The organism is Serratia sp. BNK-10, assembly GCF_047456065.1.
GTDB classification, from domain to species: domain Bacteria; phylum Pseudomonadota; class Gammaproteobacteria; order Enterobacterales; family Enterobacteriaceae; genus Serratia; species Serratia ureilytica.
In genome coordinates, this window is the sequence record NZ_CP179894.1 from 4,698,960 (window position 1) to 4,722,043 (window position 23,084).

Below are 23,084 nucleotides of genomic sequence, written 5' to 3' on the forward strand. Positions count from 1 at the left end.
CCGGGCAACAGGAAAATCAATGCCCGGCGTTGATCGTTCGTGCCTTAAACGGCGCATTGGCGAATGCGGGCGGCCAGCGCCGCCAGCTGTTCGTCGTCGGCGCGCGCGGCGTCGTGGGAGGAGATGTAGCCTTCGTAACGCGTGAAAAACTTCGGCGAGGTCGATTCGATCGGCCGCCACTGCTCCAGCGACGCAGTGCCGTGCAGCGGGATCAGTTTGGCGTGCACATGGTCGACGCCGTAGCCCTCGAACACCATGCCGCAGCGGCCGACGTCGTCGAACGCGCGATCCAGCTGCTTTGCTACCCGCTTGGTCGCCAGCATCAGCGCGCTCAGCACCTCGTCCGGCAGATCAAACGCGTAGCTCGGGTGGTGCGCCTTGGGGATCACCACGCTGAAGCCGTCGGTGTTGGGAAAGATGGACAGGAACGCCAGATGGTCGTCGTCTTCCCAGATTTTATGGCACGGCGCCTTGCCCGCCACGATGTCGCAAAAAATGCAGCTCATCCTTTCTCCTTGTGATTCACAGCGTTTCAACCCGTTCGAATTCTTCGAACACCAGCCACATGTCCGGCGCAAAGCTCCCCTCGCGGGTAAAGAATGCCTGATGCCCCTCGCGCCAAAATGCCAGGCTTTTGTCGCCTTCGCCCTCTTTGGCCGCCATCTCGGCGGTCACCTGGTCGTAGCGCACCAGGCGCAGCGCCAGGGTCCTGATCACGCAGGCCGGTTCGCCGCGGCCATCGAGAACGATGCTGTAATCGCCGATCCTCGGGGTTTGTTCCCGACGATAGCTCGCATAGGAACTGCAGGTGGCGGTTTTATCCCCGCTCAGCACCAACCCCAGCAGTTCGTCGGCTAACGCGGGGCCGTCGCCGAACGCCCAGCGCGCCGCGTCGGGGTAATTCGCCAAAATCGCCTGTTTGCTCATCGTCCTGTCCCTTTCTGTTAACGTCTGCGGCAACGGAGTCCGGTTTTTCCCGGCCAGACAGTTTATACTGTGCAGATTATAAGCCTTATTGCATTGAATGCTCCGTCTGCGGAGCACAAGGAACCGCCACCCGTCATGTTAAGTTATCGCCACAGTTTCCACGCCGGCAACCACGCCGACGTGCTCAAACACACCGTTCAGAGCCTGATCATCGAGTCGCTGAAGGAAAAAGAGAAGCCGTTCCTGTATCTGGATACCCACTCGGGCGCGGGCCGTTATCAGCTCAGCGGCGAACACGCCGAGCGCACCGGCGAATACCTGGAAGGCATCGGCTTGCTGTGGCAACGCGACGATCTGCCCGAGGAGCTGGCGGCCTACATGAGCGTGGTGCACAACTTCAACCGTTCCGGCACGCTGCGCTACTATCCCGGCTCGCCGCTGATCGCCCGCCAGCTGCTGCGCCCGCAGGATAAAATTCACCTGACCGAGCTGCACCCGAGCGATTACCCGCTGCTGCGCAGCGAGTTCCAGAAAGACGAGCGCGCCAAAGTGCAGCGCGCCGACGGCTATCAGCAGCTGAAATCCCAGCTGCCACCACCGTCACGCCGCGGCCTGATCCTGATGGACCCGCCGTATGAAATGAAGACCGATTACCAGGACGTGGTCAAAGGCATTCAGGAAGGCTACAAGCGTTTCGCCACCGGCACCTACGCGCTGTGGTACCCGGTGGTGATGCGCCAGCAGATCAAACGCATGCTGCGCGATCTGGAAGCCACCGGCATTCGCCGCATCCTGCAGATCGAGCTGGCGGTGAAACCCGACAGCGATCAGCGCGGCATGACCGCTTCCGGCATGATCGTCATCAACCCGCCGTGGAAGCTGGAACAGCAGATGCAAAACGTGCTGCCGTGGCTGCACAAGGTGCTGGTGCCGTCGGGCATCGGCCACCATCTGGTCAACTGGGTGGTACCGGAATAATCCCCGGCAGGGCGCGCTTTGCCGCGCCCTGCGTCCGCCTATCGCAGCCATCGACGCAATCTTTGCGACAAACCCCGGTCAGGCGTTAAACTCTTACCCTCTTCAAATTCACAACTCATGGAAATCCCAGATGACGAAACATTACGATTATCTAGCAATTGGCGGCGGCAGCGGCGGTATCGCATCGATCAACCGGGCAGCCATGTACGGCCAAAAGTGTGCGCTGATTGAAGCCAAAGAGCTGGGCGGCACCTGTGTAAACGTGGGTTGTGTACCGAAAAAAGTCATGTGGCACGCGGCGCAGATCGCCGAGGCCATCCATCAGTACGGCCCGGACTACGGCTTCGACACCACCGTCAACGCCTTCGACTGGAAAAAGCTGGTCGCCAACCGCACCGCCTATATCGACCGCATCCACAACTCCTACGATAACGTGCTGGGCAAGAACAAGGTTGACGTGATCAAAGGGTTCGCGCGCTTCGTGGATGCGCACACCGTGGAAGTGAACGGCGAAACCATCACCGCCGATCACATCCTGATCGCCACCGGCGGCCGCCCAAGCCATCCGGCTATTCCGGGCGCGGAATACGGTATCGACTCCGACGGCTTCTTTGAGCTGGACGCCATGCCGAAACGCGTCGCCGTGGTGGGCGCCGGCTATATCGCCGTGGAGATCGCCGGCGTGCTGAACGCGCTGGGCGCGGAAACGCACCTGTTCGTGCGCAAGCACGCGCCGCTGCGCACCTTCGATCCGATGATCGTCGACACCCTGGTGGAAGTGATGAACACCGAGGGGCCAAGCCTGCACACCGAATCGGTGCCGAAAGCGATCGTCAAGAACGCCGACGGCAGCCTGACGCTGCAGCTGGAAAACGGCAAGGCATTCACCGTCGACTGCCTGATTTGGGCCATCGGCCGCGAACCGGCGACCGACAACCTGAACCTCGGCGTGACCGGGGTGAAAACCAATGAGAAAGGCTACATCGACGTCGATAAGTTCCAGAACACCAACGTCAAAGGCATCTACGCGGTGGGCGACAACACCGGCGCGGTAGAGCTGACCCCGGTCGCCGTGGCCGCCGGCCGCCGCCTGTCCGAGCGCCTGTTCAACAACAAGCCGGACGAGCACCTGGACTACAGCAACATCGCCACCGTGGTGTTCAGCCACCCGCCGATCGGCACCGTCGGCCTGACCGAGCCGGAAGCCATCGAGAAATTCGGCGCGGACAACGTGAAGGTGTACAAGTCCTCCTTCACCGCCATGTACAGCGCCGTGACGCAGCACCGCCAGCCGTGCCGCATGAAGCTGGTGTGCGCGGGTAAAGAAGAGAAAATCGTCGGCCTGCACGGCATCGGCTTCGGCATGGACGAGATCCTGCAGGGCTTCGCGGTGGCGGTGAAGATGGGCGCCACCAAGAAGGACTTCGACAACACCGTGGCTATCCACCCGACTGCGGCGGAAGAGTTCGTCACCATGCGCTGAGGCGCTACGTTTATCCCTCTCTCAGGCCGGGGTAAATACCGGCCTGTTCTTTTTGTGCGGTTTACTATTCCCTTCGCACCCGCCTGCTTTTTCTGCCATTATTCTGCCTGATAAATTAGCGGGACTGATACAAACCTCCCCGCGCCTCTGGAGAACGCCGATGCTGTTCAAACTATGCAAAACCCTTGCGATGGCCTGCGTGGCCCTGATTATCGCCCAGAGCAGCGCGCTCAGCTTTACCCTGGAAGTGGCGGGCAAGATCGACAACGTGACCGATCCGGTCAAAAAAAGCTATCTGTTCACCGATAAACAGCTGTTGGCGATGCCGGTGCACAGCATCACGACCTCCACCTCCTGGACGCCGCAGAGGAAGTTTGAAGGGATTTCGGTGGCCGACATCCTGGAGCGCGTCGGCGCCAAGGGCGAGACGCTGACCTTCTACGCGCTGAACGATTATTACATCGACGTGCCGTTGTCCGACGTCAAGAAGTACAACATGATCCTGGCCTACAAGATGGACGGGGAGATGCTGAAGCTCAGAAACTTCGGCCCGCTGTTCCTGGTTTATCCGCGTGACGCCGCCGGGCCTGAGCTGAACTCGCCGTTGTACAACTCGCGCTTTATCTGGCAAGTCGACAGGATCGTGATCAAATGAAGCTGACGACCTTTAAGAACGGCAGCAGGCTGGCGATACCGGCCATCTTCGCCGCGCTGTTTCTGGTGGCTTCGACCGTCACGCTCTATTACTACAGCGCCACCCTGTCGAAGAAAGGGCTGTATGCCATCGCCGGCACGCAGGAGAACTACTCCTGGTCGATCGCCAAGTTCTCCATCAAGCTGGCGGAATTCGACACGTTCGTCGAGCAGCAGAGCCACGCGCCGCAGGTGGACAACGACAACCTGCGGCTGCGATTCGAAATCCTCTATTCGCGCTTTTACGTGCTGGAAACCGTCTCCGAATCCACGCAACCGCTGTACGCCGAGCCGGGCTACCCGGAAGTGGTCAAGCAGATGCGCCTGCAGATGGATCGCATCGATAAGCTGCTGGATAACCCGAAAATCGACTTCAATCAGGTTTTCGCGGCCATGAAGGCCATTAAGCCTTACGCCATCGAAATGGCCAACCTGACCGACCACGCCGAGGTGAAGCAGCGCACCGCCGCCTATGAGGACTACATCGAGAAACGGCACATCATTTTCTATGGGCTGGTGATTGTCATGTTCTCGGTGATCGCGCTGATCGCCATCACCCTGATCGTGTTCCGTCAGCAGCGGCTGACCATTCGCCAGCAGGCCAAGGCGATCGAGGCGGAGAAAGCGACCCGCACCAAAAACGCCTTCCTCGGCGCCATCGGCCACGAACTGCGCACCTCATTGCAGAGCGTGATGTCGGCCATCGACGTGCTGGTGAATACCCGGGTATCGGCGGAGCATGCGGACACCTTCCAGCGGCTGGAGACCGCCGCGCAGCAGATCGAAAGCCAAATGAAAGATCTGACCGACTACGCGCACCTCGACAGCGGCATGATGGAGCTGCGCATCGTGCCGTTCGACGCGCAGAAGCTGATCGCGGAGACCGCCAACGAAATCGCTACTTTGACCCGCAAAGAGCAGGTCAAGCTAAGCTGCGAGGTGGAGTGCAGCCACCTGTTGGTGCATTCCGACCCGCTGCGCATCCGGCAGATTATCGTCAACCTGCTGACCAACGCCTACAAATACACCGAAAGCGGCAGCATTACGCTGCACAGCTGTCTGCGCCGTCAACCCGGCGGCAGTTCGCTGATTATCGAAGTGACCGACACCGGCATCGGTATCGAAAAAGACCAGCTCGATCAGATCTTCAAACCCTTTACCCAGTTGGATCAGTCGCATACCAAGCAATATGCCGGCGTGGGGATGGGGTTGGCGATCGTGCACGGCCTGGTGACGCTGCTCGACGGCACCATCACGGTGTACAGCGAAATCAAGAAGGGCAGCACCTTTATCGTCAGTATTCCGGTGCAGATCAGTGAAGAAGAACGCGCCGACGAGCCCGCCGCCGCCAATGCCTCTCTGCAGCAGAAACCGCAGCAGGTGCTGGTGGTGGATGACAACAAGTCGGTGGGTGACGCCTTTGCGGCGTTGCTGGATAAGCTGGGTTACCAGCACGAACTGTGCGACTCGCCGGAACGCGCGTTGCAGAAACTGCTCAGACGCCCTTACGACGCGCTGTTGCTGGATCTGCAGATGCCGGGCATCGACGGCGCCGCCCTGGCCAGGCAGCTGCGCAATCGTCGCGGCCCCAACCGCCATGTGCCGATCATCGGCATCAGCGCCTACACGCCGGAGCAACTCACGGCGGATCAGCGCGCGCTGTTCGACAACTACCTGATGAAGCCGGTTCGGCTGGATGCGCTGTCGAACGCGCTGGCCGAGGTGTTCCCCGCTAAAGATTAAAACAGCGTTGCAGTGCGGCTTCGATCACATGGAGCCGCACCGGTTTTTCATAAGGGCCGAGTACATCGTACTCGCGCATCGCCTGAGCGATTTCCGATTCGCGTCGATCGGTGCCCAGCTCACCGGTCAGCACCAGTACCGGCGCGTCCGGGTTGTCGGAGGCGCGGATGGTGGCGATACAGCGATCCGCCGTTTCTTCACCGATCAGCCAGTCCACCACGTAACCGTCGAACAGGCTTTGCTGCAACGCCTGACAGAAGCTGTCGACGTCGTAAAACGCCACCGCGTTGAAACCGCAGCCGCCAAGATACTTGGCCAACTCATCGGCCGCCTGATGCGAATCGTCCAATACCGCAATGCTCAGACGCTCGTCGTCGCCATAGCCGGGCCGGATTTCGATCAGTTCGACGCCATAACGCGGCCCTGCCGGCGCCTCATCGGCGCGATAGATATGCCATTGCCCCTCGATGCGCAGCGCCACAAATTCCGCCGGCCGCCCGGCGGGAAGCTCGTCGCCGATGTGCCCGACGCAAGGCATCGCGACCCCTGCCACAAAAAAGATGGCATCGCGCGCCATGTTCGGTTCGGCCGCCTCGTGTTCGGCGCTCAAATCGGCGATCGCCGCCGGCGTTTCTCCGAGCGCGGCCGCGACGCTGTTGATCTGTTCCAGCGTCCAGGGGCTTTGCCCTTTCAATTTGCGGTGCGCATGTGAAAAACTCAGATCCAAGATGCGGCTGAGCTCTCGGGCATGCTGACGTTTTCCAATCCCGTAATGTAAAAACAGCTCTCTGACCCGATTGGCAATCGACTGTGAATCGAATTTTTGGTGATTGTTATCCATTTGTTCCTTCGATTTTTTTTACTGATTTATCAGTCGTTTTGATTATTTCTGCTGAAAAAGCCACATCTAAAACTAGCATCCCATGCAATTATGCGTTAAAAACGTTGCTTGACATACCATGTTGCATCGTCAAACATGGTATCAAAAGAGACATACAGCAATACACTATAAAAAAACAACACCAGCACGTTTTTTAATAATAACCATAGTAACACCAGGGAAAATTTGTTCCGTTGCCGCTACTGAGACGATGTCCACATCGCTCGGACTGCATAAGCAAAACGGGGCTTGAGCCTTTAGCGCTAATCTGTTTTACCCACTTTTGAGCCGGGATCCGTCAGGGTCCCGGTTTTTTATTGTCCTGACGCCGCGCCATCATACGTTCTCCCCCCACCGCCGCAAATAAAAACGGAGCCGGCATGCCGGCTCCGTTGTCGTTGTAATGACCGCTGAACGTCAGAAGCGCCAGGTGAAGCCGGCGTTGACGCTGTTATCCTGATGGTGCTGCGACAGCAGCCCGCCGTAGCCCAGCGACAGCGAAGCGTTTTCGTTCACCGCCACTTCCGCGCCCGCCTTCAGCACCATGCCGTCGCGCGACACCGGCACGCTGTCCACCACGAACGGCGCGTTGCCGCCGTTGAACCGCAGCCCGGTGCCGCGCTCCAGCCCGCCGTACTGGTGTTGCCACCCCAGCTCGCTGCGCAGCGCCACCGTCGTGCCAGGGGTCACCTGCCACGCGGTGTCCGCGCGCAGCCCCAGCGTCGACACCGTCGCATCCGTGTGCTGCTTGTCGCCGCGCAGCGCCGCCGCGCCGCCGCTTTCCGCGATGCCGTTGTTTTCGAAGTTCACGTACGCCAGGTTGACGAACGGCTCCAGGTTCAGCCACTCGCCCTGCACGCTGTAGCCCGCTTCCGCGAACAGCTGTTCGGTGCGCGCGCTGTACTTCGCCGTGTCACGGTCCGACTGCATCCCGTAGTTCACCGACCGTTTGGTGTCGATGCGGTGCCAGGTGTAGCCCGCCCCGCCACGCAGCGCCAGCGCCCCGAACTGCTTGTCGCCGTACGCCGCCAGGTGGTAGTTGTCGCTGTCCGCCTTCGACCCGTAGCCGCCGTGCAGCGAGGTGCGGGTGTAGCCGGTCGCTACCCCCAGCCGCCAATCGGCCGCCGCCGCCGAGTCCAGCCCCACCAGTACCCCGTAGGTCGAGGCCTGATAACCCGTGGCGTTGGCGTCGCCCGACGCGTGGTCCCACGCCCCCAGCAGCTGCGCCCAGGCGCCGTCCTCATCCGCCTTGATGGCCGACGAGCTCGCCAGCCCTTCCGCCTGACGCAGACGCCCGTTCAGCGCCTCACGCAGGTAGCGGCTGTCGTTCACCAGCGCCGACGCGATATCCGCATGGATTTGCCCCGAAAGCTGACGGAACGCCTGCCGCGCCTCGCCCGCCGTGCCGCTGTTGAGAACGCTTTCGTACACCGGGTTGCCCGCCGCCAGCGCATCCGCCGCCGCCGCCACCGCCCGCTCGTTCGGCGTCTGCGCCACGCTGGCGAAGCTCGTGCCGTTGCGCCCGACGCTCAGCGTCACCCCGGCCGGCTGGTAGCTCAGCCCGGTGCCGAGGAACAGGTAGTTCGGCGCCACCGCGTCAAACTGCCCGCTCACCCCCTGCTGCGCGCTCAGGATGGTGTACTGCTGGCCCAGCAGGCTGCGCACCTCGCTTTGCGTCAGCAGGTTGGCGCTGTTCTCCAGCGTCACCGCCACCTCGCCGCCGCCAATCGTCGCCGATCCGCTGCTCTGGATCCGATCGCTCTGGCCGTTCGGCCCCACTTCCACCGCGTAGCGCGAACCCGGCTCGAAGCTGACGTTGCCCGCCACGTTCAAGGTGCCGATCGAGTTGCCCGGCGCCACGGTGCCGCCGCGGCGGGCGGTCAGCGAACCGACCGTGCCGCTGCCGCCGACGATGCCGCCGCTCTGCACGCTGACGTCCGAGGTGACCGAGCCGTTGATCGCCAGCCGCCCCTGATTGACCAGCGTCGGGCCGGAATAGGTGTTGGCGCCGGTCATGACCAGCGTGCCCATCCCTTCCTTGGTCAGGCCGCCGTGGCCGGAGATGTTATTGGAGTAAACGTCCAACTCACAGCTGATATCGTCACACTTCCTGGCATGCAACGTACCGGCATCCACCTCGGCGCCCAGTCCCGGAATATTGACGACAAACTGGGTCGGGCCGTAGGCCGCGCCCGTCGGATCCGGGATGCGGAACTCTGCGGGAATATCCTCGACGCTATAGAACATGCCCGGGCCGTTGATGGCCTTGCCCAGGTTGATCATCCCCCAGCCGTAGAGCGCGTCGATGCCCGGCGCGCCCATGTCGGTGGCGGTGGTTTTCAGCACGTCGGCAATCTGCGCCGAGTTCATGTACGGGAAACGCTGCAGCAACACCGCCACTGCGCCGGTGACGTGCGGGGTCGCCATCGAGGTGCCGTTTTTATTGCCGTAGTCCGACACCAGATTGGCCGGATCGGAACCGTTGGCCACGGTGCTGTAGATTTTGCTGCCCGGCGACGAGACGCAGAAGCTGGCGGTATAGCCGCAGCGGGACGAGAAGCTGCTGATGGTGTAAGGCACGCTGTTGGCCGATGCCGCATCCTGCGCCACGCTGGCGACCGACAGCCAGTTCGGCGCGATGTCCGGCACGAAGTAGGCCAGCCCGCTGATCACATCCGGTTGGTTGTAATTGCCGTCGTTACCGGCGGCGAACAGCACCAGAATATTTTTGCGCGCCGCGTCGATGGCGCCCTGATAGCCTGCGCCGGCCAGGCTACCGAGCAGCGGCTTGACCTGATCGAATTGCTCCTGCGCATCCTTCAGTTCAAAGTGCAGCGCGTTAGGATCGCGGCCGCCGTCGGACAGGAAATCAGGAATGCTGACGCCCCAGCTGTTGTTGATCACCCGCACGCCGCTCTTGATCATCGCCTGCCAGCCGGCATTGGTGACGGCGCCGTCCAGGCCGAGGAATTCGCCGTACGCCGGGCCATCGTTGTCGTTATCGACGCTGATCACCTGCGAATCGAAGGCCACGCCGTGCATGCCGATGCCGTCGCGATTCGCCGCGCTGATCCCCGCGACGTGCACCCCGTGATTGCTCAGCATGCCCTGCGAACCGCTGTAGAAGTGGAAGGTGCCGTCGAAGTAAAAGCGATCGCCGGCGTTAATTCCCGGCCGGTGTGGATCGGTATAGGCGCGGTAGCCTTCGGTGACGACGTTGATCAGTTTGCCGTCGCCGGCGAATTCGGGATGGCGGTTAACCGGAGTGTCGAAAATGCCCACCTTTTGCCCTTTGCCGGTGTAGCCGGCGGCGTAGGCCTCATCGGCGTGGATCGCCCCCAACCCCCAGTTGGCGTTGAATTCGGCGCTGCGCCAGCTGGCCGGATCGCCGGGTTGGCCATTCACCTCGTGCGGCGCCGCCTGCGCATACCCTGCCAGCGCCATGCAGCAGACCAGCGCGTTCAGCCGCCACGGCGAGCGACGAACGTTTCCTTTGCTATCAAAACCCATTGTTGTTGTCATTTCCTTACCTTTTGCTTGTTATTGGCCGACGCCCCAGGTGCGCCGGGTTCTCATTAGCAGGATGTGAAAAAGGAACCACCCGCAGGCGGTTCCCGTACAAGGATTGAGTCGATGTTGCTTAGAAACGCCAGGTGAAGCCGGCGTTGACGCTGTTGTCCTGGTGGTGCTGCGACAGCAGCCCGCCGTAGCCCAGCGACAGCGAGGCGTTTTCGTTCACCGCCACTTCCGCCCCCGCCTTCAGCACCATGCCATCACGCGATACCGGCACGCTGTCCACCACGAACGGCGCGTTGCCGCCGTTGAACCGCAGCCCGGTGCCACGCGCCAGCCCACCGTACTGGTGTTGCCACCCCAGCTCGCTGCGCAGCGCCACCGTCGTGCCCGGGGTCACCTGCCACGCGGTGTCCGCACGCAGCCCCAGCGTCGACACCGTCGCATCCGTGTGCTGCTTGTCGCCGCGCAGCGCCGCCGCGCCGCCGCTTTCCGCGATGCCGTTGTTTTCGAAGTTCACGTACGCCAGGTTGACGAACGGCTCCAGGTTCAGCCACTCGCCCTGCACGCTGTAGCCCGCTTCCGCGAACAGCTGTTCGGTGCGCGCGCTGTACTTCGCCGTGTCACGGTCCGACTGCATCCCGTAGTTCACCGACCGTTTGGTGTCGATGCGGTGCCAGGTGTAGCCCGCCCCGCCACGCAGCGCCAGCGCCCCGAACTGCTTGTCGCCGTACGCCGCCAGGTGGTAGTTGTCGCTGTCCGCCTTCGACCCGTAGCCGCCGTGCAGCGAGGTGCGGGTGTAGCCGGTCGCTACCCCCAGCCGCCAGTCGGCCGCCGCCGCCGAGTCCAGCCCCACCAGTACCCCGTAGGTCGAGGCCTGATAACCCGTGGCGTTGGCGTCGCCCGACGCGTGGTCCCACGCCCCCAGCAGCTGCGCCCAGGCGCCGTCCTCGTCCGCCTTGATGGCCGACGAGCTCGCCAGCCCTTCCGCCTGACGCAGCCGCCCGTTCAGCGCCTCACGCAGGTAGCGGCTGTCGTTCACCAGCGCCGACGCGATATCCGCATGGATTTGCCCCGAAAGCTGACGGAACGCCTGCCGCGCCTCGCCCGCCGTGCCGCTGTTAAGAACGCTTTCGTACACCGGGTTGCCCGTCGCCAGCGCATCCGCCGCCGCCGCCACCGCCCGCTCGTTCGGCGTCTGCGCCACGCTGGCGAAGCTCGTGCCGTTGCGCCCGACGCTCAGCGTCACCCCGGCCGGCTGGTAGCTCAGCCCGGTGCCGAGGAACAGGTAGTTCGGCGCCACCGCGTCAAACTGCCCGCTCACCCCCTGCTGCGCGCTCAGGATGGTGTACTGCTGGCCCAGCAGGCTGCGCACCTCGCTTTGCGTCAGCAGGTTGGCGCTGTTCTCCAGCGTCACCGCCACCTCGCCGCCGCCGATCGTCGCCGATCCGCTGCTCTGGATCCGATCGCTCTGGCCGTTCGGCCCCACTTCCACCGCGTAGCGCGAACCCGGCTCGAAGCTGACGTTGCCCGCCACGTTCAGGGTGCCGATCGAGTTGCCCGGCGCCACGGTGCCGCCGCGGCGGGCGGTCAGCGAACCGACCGTGCCGCTGCCGCCGACGATGCCGCCACTCTGCACGCTGACGTCCGAGGTGACCGAGCCGTTGATCGCCAGCCGCCCCTGATTGACCAGCGTCGGGCCGGAATAGGTATTGTTACCGGTCAGCACCAGGGTGCCGATACCCTGCTTGGTCAGGCCGCCGTGGCCGGAGATATCGTTGCTCCAGACGTCCAGCCCGCACAGCACATCGCTGCAGACGCGCTCGGTCGGTTTGCCCTTGTCCAGCACCGCGCCGACGCCCGGCAGATCCACCACGAATTGGGTCGGGCCGTAAGCCACGCCCGTCGGATCCGGAATACGGAACTCCGCCGGAATATCCTCGGCGGTCACCAACATGCCTGGCCCGTTGATAGCTTTGCCCAGGTTGATCATCCCCCAGCCGTAGAGCGCGTCGATGCCCGGCGCGCCCATGTCGGTGGCGGTGGTTTTCAGCACTTCCGCCACCTGTGCGCCGCTCAGATACGGGAAACGCTCCATCAGCACCGCAACGCTGCCGGCCACGTGCGGCGCCGCCATCGAGGTGCCGCTGTATTTGGCGTAGCCGGTCGTCAGATTCTCCACGCTGGTGCCTTCAATCACCGAGCTGTATACCCGGGTGCCCGGCGCCGAAACGCAGAAGCTGGCGGTGTAGCCGCAGCGGGAAGAGAAGGTGCTGATGCTGTAGTCGCCGCTATTAGAGGGGTCCTGCAAGCTGGCGACCGACAGCCAGTTCGGTGCAATCTCCGGCACGAAATAGGCCAGGCCGGCCATGGCGTCCGGGTTGTTGAGGTTGTAATCGTTACCGGCAGCGAAGATGGTGACCACGCCGCTGCGCGCCGCGTCGATCGCGCCCTGATAGGCGCCGCCGGGCTTGGTGCCGAGGATCTGTTTGATCTGATCGAACTGCTTTTGCGCATCGTCGACGGTGAAATGAGGGTAAGCGGGATTCTTGCCCCCCTTGGCGAATTTATCGGTAATGCCGATACCCCAGCTGTTGTTGATGATGCGCGCGCCGCTGGCCACCAGCGCATCCCAACCGGCCTGGTACACTGCGCCGTCGTTGCCGAGGATGATGCCGTCCTCCGGGCCGGGATCGCCGTTTTCGGCGCTGATGATCTGCGCATTGAACGCCACGCCGTGCATGGCGCCGCCGTCGCGGCTGCCGGCGGCGATGCCGCCCACGTGGGTACCGTGCGAACCGAGCGTGCCATCGGAGTCCACGCTCGGCGTACCGTCATAGCGGAAAGTGTCGCCTTTTTTCACCGGAATATAGGGATCGGTGTATTCGCGGATGCCTTCGGTAACCAGATTGATCACCTTATTCTCACCGGCAAACTCCGGGTGCTTGGCGTAGACCGGCTGATCGAAAATGCCAAGTTTGATGCCTTTTCCGGTATAACCGGCGGCGTAGGCCTGGTCGGCGTGGATCGCCCCCAGCCCCCATTCCGCGTTGAACTCACTGCTGCGCCAGCTGGCCGGATCGCCCGCTTTGCCGTTCTCTATATAGCTGGAGGCCTGCGCGCCGCCGATCGCCGTCAGGCAGATCAGCATCGCGCTCCATTGTGCGCGATGAACTCCGATTTCAGGCCAGCCGAAGGCCGCCCGAGCGGATTTAACTCCTCTAAGTTTCTTCTCCATCCCAGATACCGTCCGTTGTTGTTTGCAAATGTTTTATAAGATTTTTTGTGTAACAGTTTGGTAACACCAAATAAATAAAGCACAACAATCTCAAGTGCGCTTAATGTGTCACTCGGCAGTTCGGTGGGCGGAGAGAACGTTTCAGGGATGAATCAGACGGGGGACGATAAGGAAAGAGAATGATCTCGCTCAGCGCTGAGGCGGCATTTATTCGCGGGGGATAATTAAATTAATGCAATGATAAATAATGATATTTAATTAAAAGAAAACCAAAGAAAGCGTCGCCTGAAAAGTGCTTAACAGGCGCTTTTTATCACTTTTAATTATAACTTTTGCCAATATTTACTCAGTGAATTATGCTGGTTTTTCACTCAGGCAGCGGCAAAAATTGGATTATCCTGCTGATGTTTTTTTGCTGTTCATCGCATCCTCTTCCGCCTGACGCAGGATGGCTTTGGCCATCCATTGCGTGACATCCTGGATACCCTCAAGCTCCAGCCCCCAGATATCTTTCAGCACCAGGAACACCTCAGAACCGTAAATCAGCGAGAAAGCATGAATCACTCTCTGTAAAGAATCTGGCGGCAGTTTACCCTGCAACGGCTCTACCGCCAGCGCCAGCAGCCGCTTGCGGTTGCCGCGCACGAACTTTTCGCCCGGCGTGGCGTGCGCCCACTGCTGCAAAGAGAGCTGCAATGCGGCGCGCAGCGCCCCTTCGTGTCGCTCCATCTGAGGATAGGCCAACGTCAGCAACTGCTGGATGCGCTTCAGGGCATCGTCGTCCTGCGGGTGCCACGCCAGAATAGGCCCCAGACTTTCCGCCACCACCGCAGTAATTAATGCGCTTTGGGTCGGGAAGTAGCGGTAGGCGGTCGCGCGCGATACCTGCGCATGCGCCGCCAGATCGGTGATCGATGGAAACGCGCCCTCGCCATACAGCGTCATTGCGCTGGCCAGCAACAAACGATGTGTTTTCGCCCGGGCGGAGGTCAGAGAAAGGTCGGACGGGGTGGGAAAAGCATTTATCGGCACTTAAACCTCATACATCTGTACACGCTTGCGCGACAGGCGAGACGCCACTGCCGACAGGTTGACGACAAAGGGTTGGCCGCGCAAAAAGCTCAAAAATGAGACAGGAGTCCCATTTTGCACTGAGCTGCCCTTGCAAAAATGATACTGCCGTCTCATTATATAAATACATTAATCAATTTAATTTAAATGCCAACACCAGGGCACCTAAAAAAACATAATACATTAATTTTTAAATAAAAATTAGAAACACCCCGGAAAAACCCATGAAAGATACTTCAAATTTTGTCTATATTGCTACCACAGCAGATACAAAAGGACAAGAGTTGGAGTATGTGCGGCGGCTGATTGCCAGCCTGAATTTACCCACGCGAACCGTCGATCTCTCCACCCGAAGCTTGCCGTTTGACTCCCCGGCCGATATCGGCCCAGAAGAGGTCGCTCGCCACCATCCGGCGGGCGCAGGCGCGGTCTTTCTAGCCAGCCGCGGCCAGGCAATCGCCGCCATGGCGACCGCTTTCGAACGTTTTATCCTGACGCGCCGCGATATCGCCGGCCTGCTTGGCCTGGGCGGCTCCGGCGGCACCGCCATCATCACGCCGGCAATGCAGCAGTTGCCGATTGGCCTGCCGAAATTGATGGTCTCGAGCATGGCGGCGGGAGACGTTTCCGCCTATGTCGGCGCCAGTGATATCAGCATGTTGTATTCGGTCACCGATCTCGCCGGCCTGAACCGTATCTCGCGCCGGGTGCTGGGCAATGCGGCGCGCCAGATAGCCGGCGCAGTCCGCTTCGCCGCCGTCGATCATCACGACGACAAGCCCGCAATCGGCCTGACGATGTTTGGCGTCACCACCCCCTGCATTCAAGCGCTGGTTGCCGACCTTGAGCCGCAATGGGACTGCCTGACGTTTCACGCGACCGGCAGCGGTGGCAGAGCGCTGGAAAAACTGATCGATAGCCGGCAACTGCACGGCGCCATCGATTTGACCACCACCGAAGTGACCGATTACCTGTTTGGCGGTGTGCTGCCCTGCAATGCAGATCGTTTCGGGGCTATCGCGCGCACCGGCATCCCGTGCGTACTCTCCTGCGGCGCGATCGACATGATCAACTTCGGCGCGCTGAATACGGTGCCGGCTCGCTACGCGAACCGCCTGCGCCATCATCACAATCCGCAAGTGACGCTGGTGCGCACCAGCCCGCGGGAAAATGCGCTAATCGGACATTGGATTGGCGAGAAAATCAACGCCTGCGCGGGCGAAGTGCGCTTCGTGATCCCGGCGGGCGGCGTGTCGGCGCTGGATGCCCCTGGGCAACCGTTCTGGGATCCCGCAGCGCTGGCCGCCTTTACGCAAACGCTGGAGGAGACGGTGCACGCCACCCATAAGCGCCGGTTAATAAAAACGCCTTACCATATTAACGATCCGCGCTTTGCGCAGGCCGTTGCCGAACAGTTCCGACATATTGCCGCTGGGGAATGATAATCACTCGCTGCCGGGCCTGCCGGAGATAACGCCGAAAAAAAAGCCAGACAAATAGTCTGGCCCTTTTTTATTTACCGCGAGCGTATATTACTGACCGGAGGACATCTGCTCCTTCATTTTATTCATATGGTCCATCATCTTTTGCTCACGTTTCTGATAATTCTCATTGTATTGTTTTTTCTGCTCAGGGGTCAGCAGGTTATACATTTTATTTTCCGCCTTGGCGCGTTCCAGCATGCGTTCGGATTGCGCTTTGCCGATCGCGTCAATTTGCGCCTTCGCCTTCGCTTCATCGAAGCTGTCGGAAGCCACCAGATTATGCAGCGCCTGGCGTTCCTCTTTCATGCCCGGACCGCGTTTCGAGTGCGACTCTTTCATGATATCGCGCATTTGCTGGCGCTGCTGCTCGGTCAGGTTCAGCCCGGCGAACGGGCCGCCTTTACCTTCACCCTTGTGATGCATCATTTTCATCGGCGCGGCATCCGCAGCCGGGGCCGCCGTCGTATCAGCGGCGAACGCCGCAGAAGCAGAACCCAGAGCCAGCGTGGAAGCAATAAATAAAGCCGTCAATTTACGCATAATCATTTCCTTAAAAATTTTTCTTCATCAGGAGCGCTGTACGTTAACAGGCTCATTCGTTCGTCGAAGATAATAATAGGCTGATAAAATTCAAGTAATGCGAGGGTGTGTAAACTTTTTAAAACCCGTCACGGGTTTATTCACCAATTATGAGAAAACTATGAAGAAGGCGTTTATTTGATGGAAATTTTAATTTCCCGGCAAAAATCTCCCCGACAGGGTTATTTTTCAGCCGCCCTCTCACCGCTATAATTTACTCGCCCACAAGGCAACCTTGCATCAACCGTTTTTCGTTAGCGGGGAAGCCGGTACAAACTTCGCACGACCCGATGTTCTCCTCCTACACTTTAAGGCAACCGGTCGCCGGGTGGCGCGTACACCGCAAAACTAATCATTGCTTATAGAATAGTTTCCATTACCCGCCCCGCCTGTGAAAACCTGTTATATGATGCACAGACGCGCACGGCGACCACTTTCGGGCCCACAGGCCGCCAGCGGTTCTTCGTGCTGACCGGCCGCCCGTGCTCTTTTGAGGAATCATCATGTCCGCAGACCAAGGCCCTGAGCTTCTTAACGCCCACTTCGGCACCCAGAGCCCCCACTGGCGGCTGGCGTTTGACAGCAATGCCCTGGAGCTGTCCGCCGTTAAGGGCAAAGCCCACGTCGCGGTGGCGCTGAGCGCCATGGACGCGGCGAAAATTCGCCGTTTGACCGGCGTGACCGCCAGCCTTGAACTCACCATCACGCTGGCCGGCGAACCGCTGCATCTGCATCTGGTCGGGCGCCGCGTCAATAACCTCGAATGGGCGGGCACCGCGTCCGCGTTCAGCGATACCCAATCCGTGGCGCGCGATCTGGTGCATGGGCTCTCCTTCGCCGAGCAGGTGGTGTCCGAAGCCAACTCGGTGATCGTGATCGTCGACCAGCACGGCCGCATCCAGCGCTTCAATCGGCTGAGCGAGGAGTACACCGGGCTGCACGAACACGAGGTGATCGGCAAGAACGTTTTCCAGCTGTTTATGAGCCCGGAAGAAGCCGCCGCCTCGCGGCGCAACATCGCCGGCTTCTTCCGCAACGGCTCTTCGTATGAGGTGGAACGCTGGGTAAAGACGGTCAAGGGCGAGCGGCTGTTCCTGTTTCGCAATAAGTTCGTGCACAGCGGCAGCGGCAAGAACGAGGTGTTTCTGATCTGCTCAGGAACCGACATCACCGAAGAGCGTCGCGCGCAGGAACGGCTGCGGGTGCTGGCCAACACCGATATCATCACCGGCCTGCCGAACCGTAACGCCATCCAGGACAAGATCAACCACGCCATCGCCACGCGCGGCGAAGAGAGTTTCGGCCTGGTGTACCTCGATCTCGACAACTTCAAAAAGGTCAACGACGCCTACGGCCATATGTTCGGCGATCGGCTGCTGGTTGAGGTCTCGCTGGCGATCCTCGGCTGCCTGAGCCCGGATCAGGTGCTCGCCCGCCTCGGCGGCGACGAATTTTTGGTGCTGGCGCCTCAGACCGATCGCGAACGTTTGCAAACGCTGGCGCAGCGCATCATCGATCGGCTGAAGACCCCTTTCCGCATCGGCCTGATCGAAGTGTATACCGGCTGTTCGATCGGCATCGCGCTGTGCCCGGAGCACGGCAACGATCTCGACAGCCTGATCCGCAGCGCCGATACCGCCATGTACGTCGCCAAGGAGCACGGCAAACGCACCTATACCGTCTTCTCGCCGGAGATGAACAAGCGCGTCGCCGAATACATGTGGCTGGACACCAACCTGCGTAAAGGGCTGGAGCAAAATCAGCTGGTATTGTATTACCAGCCTAAAATCGACGCGCGCAGCGGTGAAGTGCACAGCGTGGAAGCGCTGGTGCGCTGGGATTCGCCGGAGCGCGGCCTGATCCCGCCGCTGCAGTTCATCTCCTACGCCGAGGAGTCCGGCCTGATCGGCCCGCTGGGCCAATGGGTGCTGCAGACCGCCGCCTGCCAGGCGGCGCAGTGGCGAGAGCGGGGATTGAATTTGCGGGTGGCGGTCAACCTCTCCGCCCGGCAGCTGGCCGACGACGGCATCGTCAACGATCTGCTCGGGGTGCTGCGCCGTCACCGCATGGCCCCTTGCCTGCTGGACTTCGAGTTGACTGAAAGCAGCCTGATTGAAGACGAAAACCGCGCGCGCGTGCTGATCACCCGGCTACGCGAGCTGGGCGCGCAGGTGCATCTCGACGATTTCGGCACCGGCTATTCGTCGCTGGCGCAGCTGGCGCGTATTCCGCTGGACGCCATCAAGCTGGATAAAAGCTTCGTGCGCGGGGTGAATTTCAACCCGGTTTCGCAATCGCTGGTGCGCGCGATCGTCGCGGCGGCGGAGGCGCTGGCCTTCCGCGTGATCGCCGAAGGGGTGGAGACCGAGAGCGAAAATCAGTTCCTCGACGAGGTCGGCGTGGACGAAAAGCAGGGCTTTCTGTTTGCGCGGCCAATGCTCCCGGAACAGCTGGAGCATTGGCTGCAGTCCTATCGCCCGCGCTCACCCTCCGCATGAGGCGGGCGCGTTAACGTTAGCCGGCACGACGCAGGTTCAGGGTGTGGCGATCCTGCAACATCACCAGCCGCTCGATGTAGGCGCGATCTTTTTCCTCAATGGTGAAAGCCGAGTGCACCCAATCCTCGGTAATGTCCATCAGCTCGGAACGCGTCAGCTGCAGCACGCGCTGACGCGCCCGCAACATGGCGCGCATGCCGTTGAGCTTCGGCCGGATGGTATCGATGAAAGTGCGCGTCGCCATGTAGGCGTCGCCGGGCTGGAACAGCTGATCCACCAGCCCACGGCTCTCGAACCACTCTGCGGTGTGCGACTCGCCGCCCCAAATCAGTTCTTCGGCCAAGCGCATGCCCGCCTTGCGCGCCACCAGCGAGTAACCGCCCATGCCGGGAAACAGGTTGAACGCAATCTCCGGGAACCCCATGCGCGCATTGTTCTGCGCCAACACGAAATGGTGCGCCAGCGCCGCTTCAAAGCCGCCGCCCAGCGCGCTGCCTTCGATCATCGCAATGCTGACCGCGCCGGTATCGAAACCGCGCGCCGCCGCATGCACGCAGTCGATGCAGGCACGCGCGTAGGCCATCATCGCCTCGCGTTTGCGGTTCTTGATGGCTTCGGCGAAGAACTGCAGATCGCCGCCGACGTTAAACATGTTCGGCACCAGCGAGCCGGTGACCCAGAAATCGAACCGCAGCGAAGACTCTTTCGCCGCCTGCGCCAGCGTCATGATGTCTTCAATCAGCGCCTGATTAAAGCAAGGACGCGGCGCAGCGCGCAGCAGCATCCACATGATATGCCTCTCCTCTTCATAGTAGGCGGAAAGCTGCGACAGATTGCCCGCTTCGGTAAACGGACGGCAGGTGGGGTGATTAAGCAATTTCATAAGACCTTCCAGTTTTTCTGTTGATGACGGGTGAGACCGTTCCAGCCCCTACGGCTGCAGCGGAGCGGCGCTCGGCAACGCGTGGCGCCACATCATGAGTAAACGCTTTCTCGCCGACGAAACAGATAAAAATTGGAGGTAGGGAAGTGAAAAAAACCGAGGCGCGGCGGGGTTTTCATAGGAATTTTACCTATCGGCCGCCTCCTGGCATTTCATGCCGGGCGCTAACGCGTTAAGCTCGGAAAATGACCGTTTGCCGCCCCGGCGCTCAAAACGCCGCGGGGCTTTGGCTATAATCAACGCGGATACATGCCGTTTAACGTTAAGGAAATCGTGAAGTAATGCCTACAGGACCAGACCAGGAACGCCGCCAGCCCACACAAGACACGCCGCCGAAGCCGCTTATCGCCATCAAGACCGGCCATGAAACGCTCGACCGCCGCATCAGCGGTTTTTCACGTCTGATTGAACGCATCAAAGCCTGGCCGAGCGTTGCGCACCTGCTGCGCGCCGCCGAACGCTTTAACGATCGGCTGGGCAGCCAGTTCGGCGCCGCCATCACCTATTTTTCATTCCTCTCGCTGATCCCGATCCTGATGGTGTCGTTCGCCGCCGCCGGTTTCGTGCTGGCTTCCAACCCGGATCTGCTGGCCCGTTTGATCAACCGGATCGTCGGCAGCATCAGCGATCCGACGCTGGCCAGCACGCTGAAGAACACCGTCAACACCGCCATTCAGCAGCGCACCACCGTGGGATTGACCGGCCTGGCGCTGGCGCTCTATTCCGGCATCAGTTGGATGGGCAACCTGCGCGAAGCGATCCGCGCGCAATCGCGTGACGTCTGGGAGCGCAATCCGCAGGATCAGGAGAAAATCTATTTCAAGTACACCCGCGACTTCATCTCGCTGACCGGCCTGGTGGTCGCGCTGATTATCACGCTGTCGCTGACCTCGGTCGCCGGCTCGGCGCAGGCGGCGATCGTCAACGCGCTGGGGCTGGACGGCATCGAATGGCTGCGGCCGGCGCTGACGACGATCGCGCTGTCGATCTCGATTTTCGCCAACTATCTGCTGTTCCTGTGGATTTTCTGGATGCTGCCGCGCCACAAACCGAAGAAAAAAGCGCTGCTGCGCGGCACCTTGCTTGCGGCTATCGGCTTTGAGGTGATCAAGTTCGTGATGACGATGACGCTGCCGCAGGTGGCGAAATCGCCCTCCGGCGCGGCCTTCGGCTCGGTGATCGGGCTGATGGCGTTCTTCTACTTCTTCGCCCGCCTGACGCTGTTTTGCGCCGCCTGGATCGCAACGGCCGACTACAAAGGCGACAAAGCCTTGCCGGAACGCGAGCCGCCGGCACGCTGAAGCCATGCAATCGTGCCGGTGTTATCGCACGCGCCGGCACTTTCCTCTGGTTAATGAGCAAAAAACCAGTCAATCCCTCTAAATCATGCGGCATGGCATTCGAAAAACCAGCATAACAAACTACCCAGTCACTTTTCTTTCCCGTTTTTACAGCCATTCACACTGTATGAACCCCATTTCTCAACGTTTAACGCTACAGAAAAGAAGTCAGGTAAAACATTAGTCTTTTTAACCGGTTAGCGGCGGAGCAGCCCAGAGTTCCAGCGTTGAAAAGGCGGAATGCTGTCACTAAGATGGATTTTTACCCCCTCCAACAATAAGAAATAGATATGCAAGCCACCATCGCACCCCCACTCGACGCCGACGACGCGTCTACACCGGTGAATTCCCGCGGGAAAGTCATCGTCGCCTCGCTGGTCGGTACCGCCATCGAGTTCTTCGACTTTTACATCTACGCCACCGCCGCGGTGATCGTGTTCCCGCACATCTTCTTCCCGCAGGGCGACCCGACCACCGCGACGCTGCAGTCGCTGGCCACCTTCGCCGTCGCCTTTGTCGCGCGCCCTATCGGCTCTGCGCTGTTCGGCCACTTCGGCGATCGCGTGGGGCGCAAGGTGACGCTGGTCGCCTCGCTGCTGACCATGGGGATTTCCACCGTGCTGATCGGCCTGCTGCCGAGCTATGAAACCATCGGCATCTTCGCCCCTATCCTGCTGGCGCTGGCGCGCTTTGGCCAGGGGCTGGGGCTGGGCGGCGAATGGGGCGGCGCCGCCTTGCTGGCGACGGAGAACGCGCCGGCCAAAAAACGGGCGCTGTACGGCTCCTTCCCCCAGTTGGGCGCCCCGATCGGCTTCTTCTTCGCCAACGGCACCTTCCTGCTGCTCTCGTGGCTGCTGAGCGACCAGCAATTTATGGAATGGGGCTGGCGCGTGCCGTTCATCCTCTCCGCCGCATTGGTGCTGATTGGCCTGTACGTCCGGGTGTCATTGCATGAAACGCCGGTGTTCGCCAAAGCGGCCAAGGCCGGCAAACAGGTGAAAGTGCCGCTCGGCACGCTGCTGAGCAAGCATCTGAAAGCCACCATCCTCGGCACCTTCATCATGCTGGCGACCTACACGCTGTTTTATCTGATGACGGTCTATTCGATGACCTACGGCACTGCGCCGCAGCCGCTGGGGCTCGGTTACTCCCGTAACAGCTTCCTGTGGATGCTGATGGTGGCGGTGATCGGTTTCGGCGTGATGGTGCCCATCGCCGGCCTGCTGGCGGACGCGTTCGGCCGTCGCAAGACCATGATCGCCATTACCCTGCTGATGATCGGCTTCGCGTTCCTGTTCCCGACCCTGCTGGGTTCCGGCAACCAGGCGCTGGTGATGGGCTTCCTGCTGTGCGGCCTGAGCATCATGGGGCTGACCTTTGGCCCGATGGGCGCGCTGCTGCCGGAGCTGTTCCCCACCGAAGTGCGCTATACCGGCGCATCGTTCTCCTACAACGTCGCGTCGATTCTCGGCGCGTCCGTGGCGCCTTACATCGCCACCTGGCTGGCGGCCCACTACGGGCTGTTTTACGTCGGCATGTACCTGGCGGCGATGGCCGGGCTGACGCTGCTGGCCCTCCTGCTGATGAAAGAAACCCGCCACCAGTCGCTGTGATCCTCTGCGGCCCCCTCACTGCGGGGGGCCGCACGCGTTGTTCGTTTCCTGTCATAAAACCGGGCTATGCTGGACGTTTATCTCGGTAACAGGATCGGCCG

Annotated in this window: 16 protein-coding genes; 8 read left to right on the plus strand and 8 right to left on the minus strand. The window is 60.9% G+C overall.

Features of this window, described 5'->3' with window-relative positions; translation table 11 throughout:
• Positions 1 to 44 precede the first annotated feature (44 nt).
• Positions 45 to 506: an HIT family protein gene (locus ACMGG9_RS22600; RefSeq protein ID WP_033651785.1), complete on the minus strand. Its 462-nt coding sequence runs from the start codon at positions 504 to 506 to the stop codon at positions 45 to 47.
• 16 nt (positions 507 to 522) lie between these two features.
• Positions 523 to 927 (minus strand): ASCH domain-containing protein, encoded by a 405-nt coding sequence (locus ACMGG9_RS22605; RefSeq protein WP_025304616.1) that lies wholly within the window; start codon positions 925 to 927, stop codon positions 523 to 525.
• 135 nt (positions 928 to 1,062) lie between these two features.
• Here ACMGG9_RS22605 and ACMGG9_RS22610 point away from each other — a divergent pair, with 135 nt between their 5' ends.
• From ACMGG9_RS22610 to ACMGG9_RS22625, 4 genes are all read left to right on the plus strand, one after another.
• Positions 1,063 to 1,905: a 23S rRNA (adenine(2030)-N(6))-methyltransferase RlmJ gene (locus ACMGG9_RS22610; RefSeq protein ID WP_089192424.1), complete on the plus strand. Its 843-nt coding sequence runs from the start codon at positions 1,063 to 1,065 to the stop codon at positions 1,903 to 1,905.
• Positions 1,906 to 2,035: 130 nt separating this feature from the next.
• Positions 2,036 to 3,388, plus strand: a complete 1,353-nt coding sequence (gorA, locus tag ACMGG9_RS22615) for a glutathione-disulfide reductase (protein ID WP_033645358.1) — start codon at positions 2,036 to 2,038, stop codon at positions 3,386 to 3,388.
• A gap of 160 nt (positions 3,389 to 3,548) precedes the next feature.
• Positions 3,549 to 4,043, plus strand: a complete 495-nt coding sequence (locus ACMGG9_RS22620; RefSeq protein ID WP_033645359.1) for a molybdopterin-dependent oxidoreductase — start codon at positions 3,549 to 3,551, stop codon at positions 4,041 to 4,043.
• A complete protein-coding gene (locus ACMGG9_RS22625) occupies positions 4,040 to 5,824 on the plus strand; it encodes a hybrid sensor histidine kinase/response regulator (protein ID WP_033651793.1) in 1,785 nt (594 codons plus the stop codon). Before ACMGG9_RS22620 ends, ACMGG9_RS22625 begins: the two co-directional genes overlap by 4 nt.
• Here ACMGG9_RS22625 and ACMGG9_RS22630 read toward each other — a convergent pair.
• The 4 genes from ACMGG9_RS22630 to ACMGG9_RS22645 form a co-directional block, all read right to left on the minus strand.
• On the minus strand, positions 5,814 to 6,665 hold the full coding sequence (locus tag ACMGG9_RS22630) for a helix-turn-helix domain-containing protein (protein WP_033645361.1): 852 nt from the start codon (positions 6,663 to 6,665) through the stop codon (positions 5,814 to 5,816). The genes ACMGG9_RS22625 and ACMGG9_RS22630 overlap by 11 nt on opposite strands.
• 456 nt (positions 6,666 to 7,121) lie before the next feature.
• Complete coding sequence (locus tag ACMGG9_RS22635) at positions 7,122 to 10,226, minus strand: autotransporter outer membrane beta-barrel domain-containing protein (RefSeq protein ID WP_414161737.1); 3,105 nt, start codon at positions 10,224 to 10,226, stop codon at positions 7,122 to 7,124.
• Between the two features lie 118 nt (positions 10,227 to 10,344).
• Positions 10,345 to 13,368 carry an autotransporter outer membrane beta-barrel domain-containing protein gene (locus ACMGG9_RS22640; RefSeq protein WP_414161738.1) on the minus strand — a complete coding sequence of 1,008 codons (3,024 nt, stop codon included), beginning with the start codon at positions 13,366 to 13,368 and terminating at the stop codon, positions 10,345 to 10,347.
• Between the two features lie 480 nt (positions 13,369 to 13,848).
• On the minus strand, positions 13,849 to 14,400 hold the full coding sequence (locus ACMGG9_RS22645; protein WP_249655407.1) for a TetR/AcrR family transcriptional regulator: 552 nt from the start codon (positions 14,398 to 14,400) through the stop codon (positions 13,849 to 13,851).
• 350 nt (positions 14,401 to 14,750) lie between these two features.
• On the opposite strand from ACMGG9_RS22645, the gene ACMGG9_RS22650 reads away from it, so the two are divergent.
• Positions 14,751 to 15,968 (plus strand): Tm-1-like ATP-binding domain-containing protein, encoded by a 1,218-nt coding sequence (locus ACMGG9_RS22650; protein ID WP_042785546.1) that lies wholly within the window; start codon positions 14,751 to 14,753, stop codon positions 15,966 to 15,968.
• 90 nt (positions 15,969 to 16,058) lie between these two features.
• On the opposite strand, the gene spy is transcribed toward ACMGG9_RS22650, so the two are convergent.
• Entirely contained in the window at positions 16,059 to 16,550 is a 492-nt protein-coding gene (spy, locus tag ACMGG9_RS22655) for an ATP-independent periplasmic protein-refolding chaperone Spy (RefSeq protein WP_033645367.1), read from the minus strand.
• Positions 16,551 to 17,092: 542 nt separating this feature from the next.
• Between spy and pdeR the strand changes: the two genes are divergently transcribed.
• Positions 17,093 to 19,087 (plus strand): cyclic di-GMP phosphodiesterase, encoded by a 1,995-nt coding sequence (pdeR, locus tag ACMGG9_RS22660; protein WP_033645368.1) that lies wholly within the window; start codon positions 17,093 to 17,095, stop codon positions 19,085 to 19,087.
• Between the two features lie 16 nt (positions 19,088 to 19,103).
• Here the strand turns inward: pdeR and ACMGG9_RS22665 are convergent, their stop codons facing one another.
• The gene (locus tag ACMGG9_RS22665; protein WP_033645369.1) at positions 19,104 to 19,970 is read right to left on the minus strand and encodes a crotonase/enoyl-CoA hydratase family protein; all 867 of its coding nucleotides are present in this window, start codon (positions 19,968 to 19,970) and stop codon (positions 19,104 to 19,106) included.
• Between the two features lie 341 nt (positions 19,971 to 20,311).
• On the opposite strand from ACMGG9_RS22665, the gene yhjD reads away from it, so the two are divergent.
• Both yhjD and ACMGG9_RS22675 read left to right on the plus strand, forming a co-directional pair.
• Positions 20,312 to 21,331 (plus strand): inner membrane protein YhjD, encoded by a 1,020-nt coding sequence (yhjD, locus tag ACMGG9_RS22670; RefSeq protein ID WP_072626780.1) that lies wholly within the window; start codon positions 20,312 to 20,314, stop codon positions 21,329 to 21,331.
• Between the two features lie 329 nt (positions 21,332 to 21,660).
• On the plus strand, positions 21,661 to 22,983 hold the full coding sequence (locus ACMGG9_RS22675; RefSeq protein WP_016930463.1) for an MFS transporter: 1,323 nt from the start codon (positions 21,661 to 21,663) through the stop codon (positions 22,981 to 22,983).
• Positions 22,984 to 23,084 lie beyond the last annotated feature (101 nt).

Coding starts and splice junctions, on each gene's coding strand:
- ACMGG9_RS22620 (WP_033645359.1), top strand. CDS start 3,549: ATGCTGTTCAAACTATGCAAAACCCTTGCGATGGCCTGCGTGGCCCTG.
- yhjD (WP_072626780.1), top strand. CDS start 20,312: ATGCCTACAGGACCAGACCAGGAACGCCGCCAGCCCACACAAGACACG.
- pdeR (WP_033645368.1), top strand. CDS start 17,093: ATGTCCGCAGACCAAGGCCCTGAGCTTCTTAACGCCCACTTCGGCACC.
- ACMGG9_RS22640 (WP_414161738.1), bottom strand. CDS start 13,368: ATGCTGATCTGCCTGACGGCGATCGGCGGCGCGCAGGCCTCCAGCTAT.
- ACMGG9_RS22635 (WP_414161737.1), bottom strand. CDS start 10,226: ATGACAACAACAATGGGTTTTGATAGCAAAGGAAACGTTCGTCGCTCG.
- ACMGG9_RS22605 (WP_025304616.1), bottom strand. CDS start 927: ATGAGCAAACAGGCGATTTTGGCGAATTACCCCGACGCGGCGCGCTGG.
- ACMGG9_RS22630 (WP_033645361.1), bottom strand. CDS start 6,665: ATGGATAACAATCACCAAAAATTCGATTCACAGTCGATTGCCAATCGG.
- ACMGG9_RS22600 (WP_033651785.1), bottom strand. CDS start 506: ATGAGCTGCATTTTTTGCGACATCGTGGCGGGCAAGGCGCCGTGCCAT.
- ACMGG9_RS22675 (WP_016930463.1), top strand. CDS start 21,661: ATGCAAGCCACCATCGCACCCCCACTCGACGCCGACGACGCGTCTACA.
- ACMGG9_RS22610 (WP_089192424.1), top strand. CDS start 1,063: ATGTTAAGTTATCGCCACAGTTTCCACGCCGGCAACCACGCCGACGTG.
- spy (WP_033645367.1), bottom strand. CDS start 16,550: ATGCGTAAATTGACGGCTTTATTTATTGCTTCCACGCTGGCTCTGGGT.
- ACMGG9_RS22625 (WP_033651793.1), top strand. CDS start 4,040: ATGAAGCTGACGACCTTTAAGAACGGCAGCAGGCTGGCGATACCGGCC.
- gorA (WP_033645358.1), top strand. CDS start 2,036: ATGACGAAACATTACGATTATCTAGCAATTGGCGGCGGCAGCGGCGGT.
- ACMGG9_RS22665 (WP_033645369.1), bottom strand. CDS start 19,970: ATGAAATTGCTTAATCACCCCACCTGCCGTCCGTTTACCGAAGCGGGC.
- ACMGG9_RS22645 (WP_249655407.1), bottom strand. CDS start 14,400: ATGACGCTGTATGGCGAGGGCGCGTTTCCATCGATCACCGATCTGGCG.
- ACMGG9_RS22650 (WP_042785546.1), top strand. CDS start 14,751: ATGAAAGATACTTCAAATTTTGTCTATATTGCTACCACAGCAGATACA.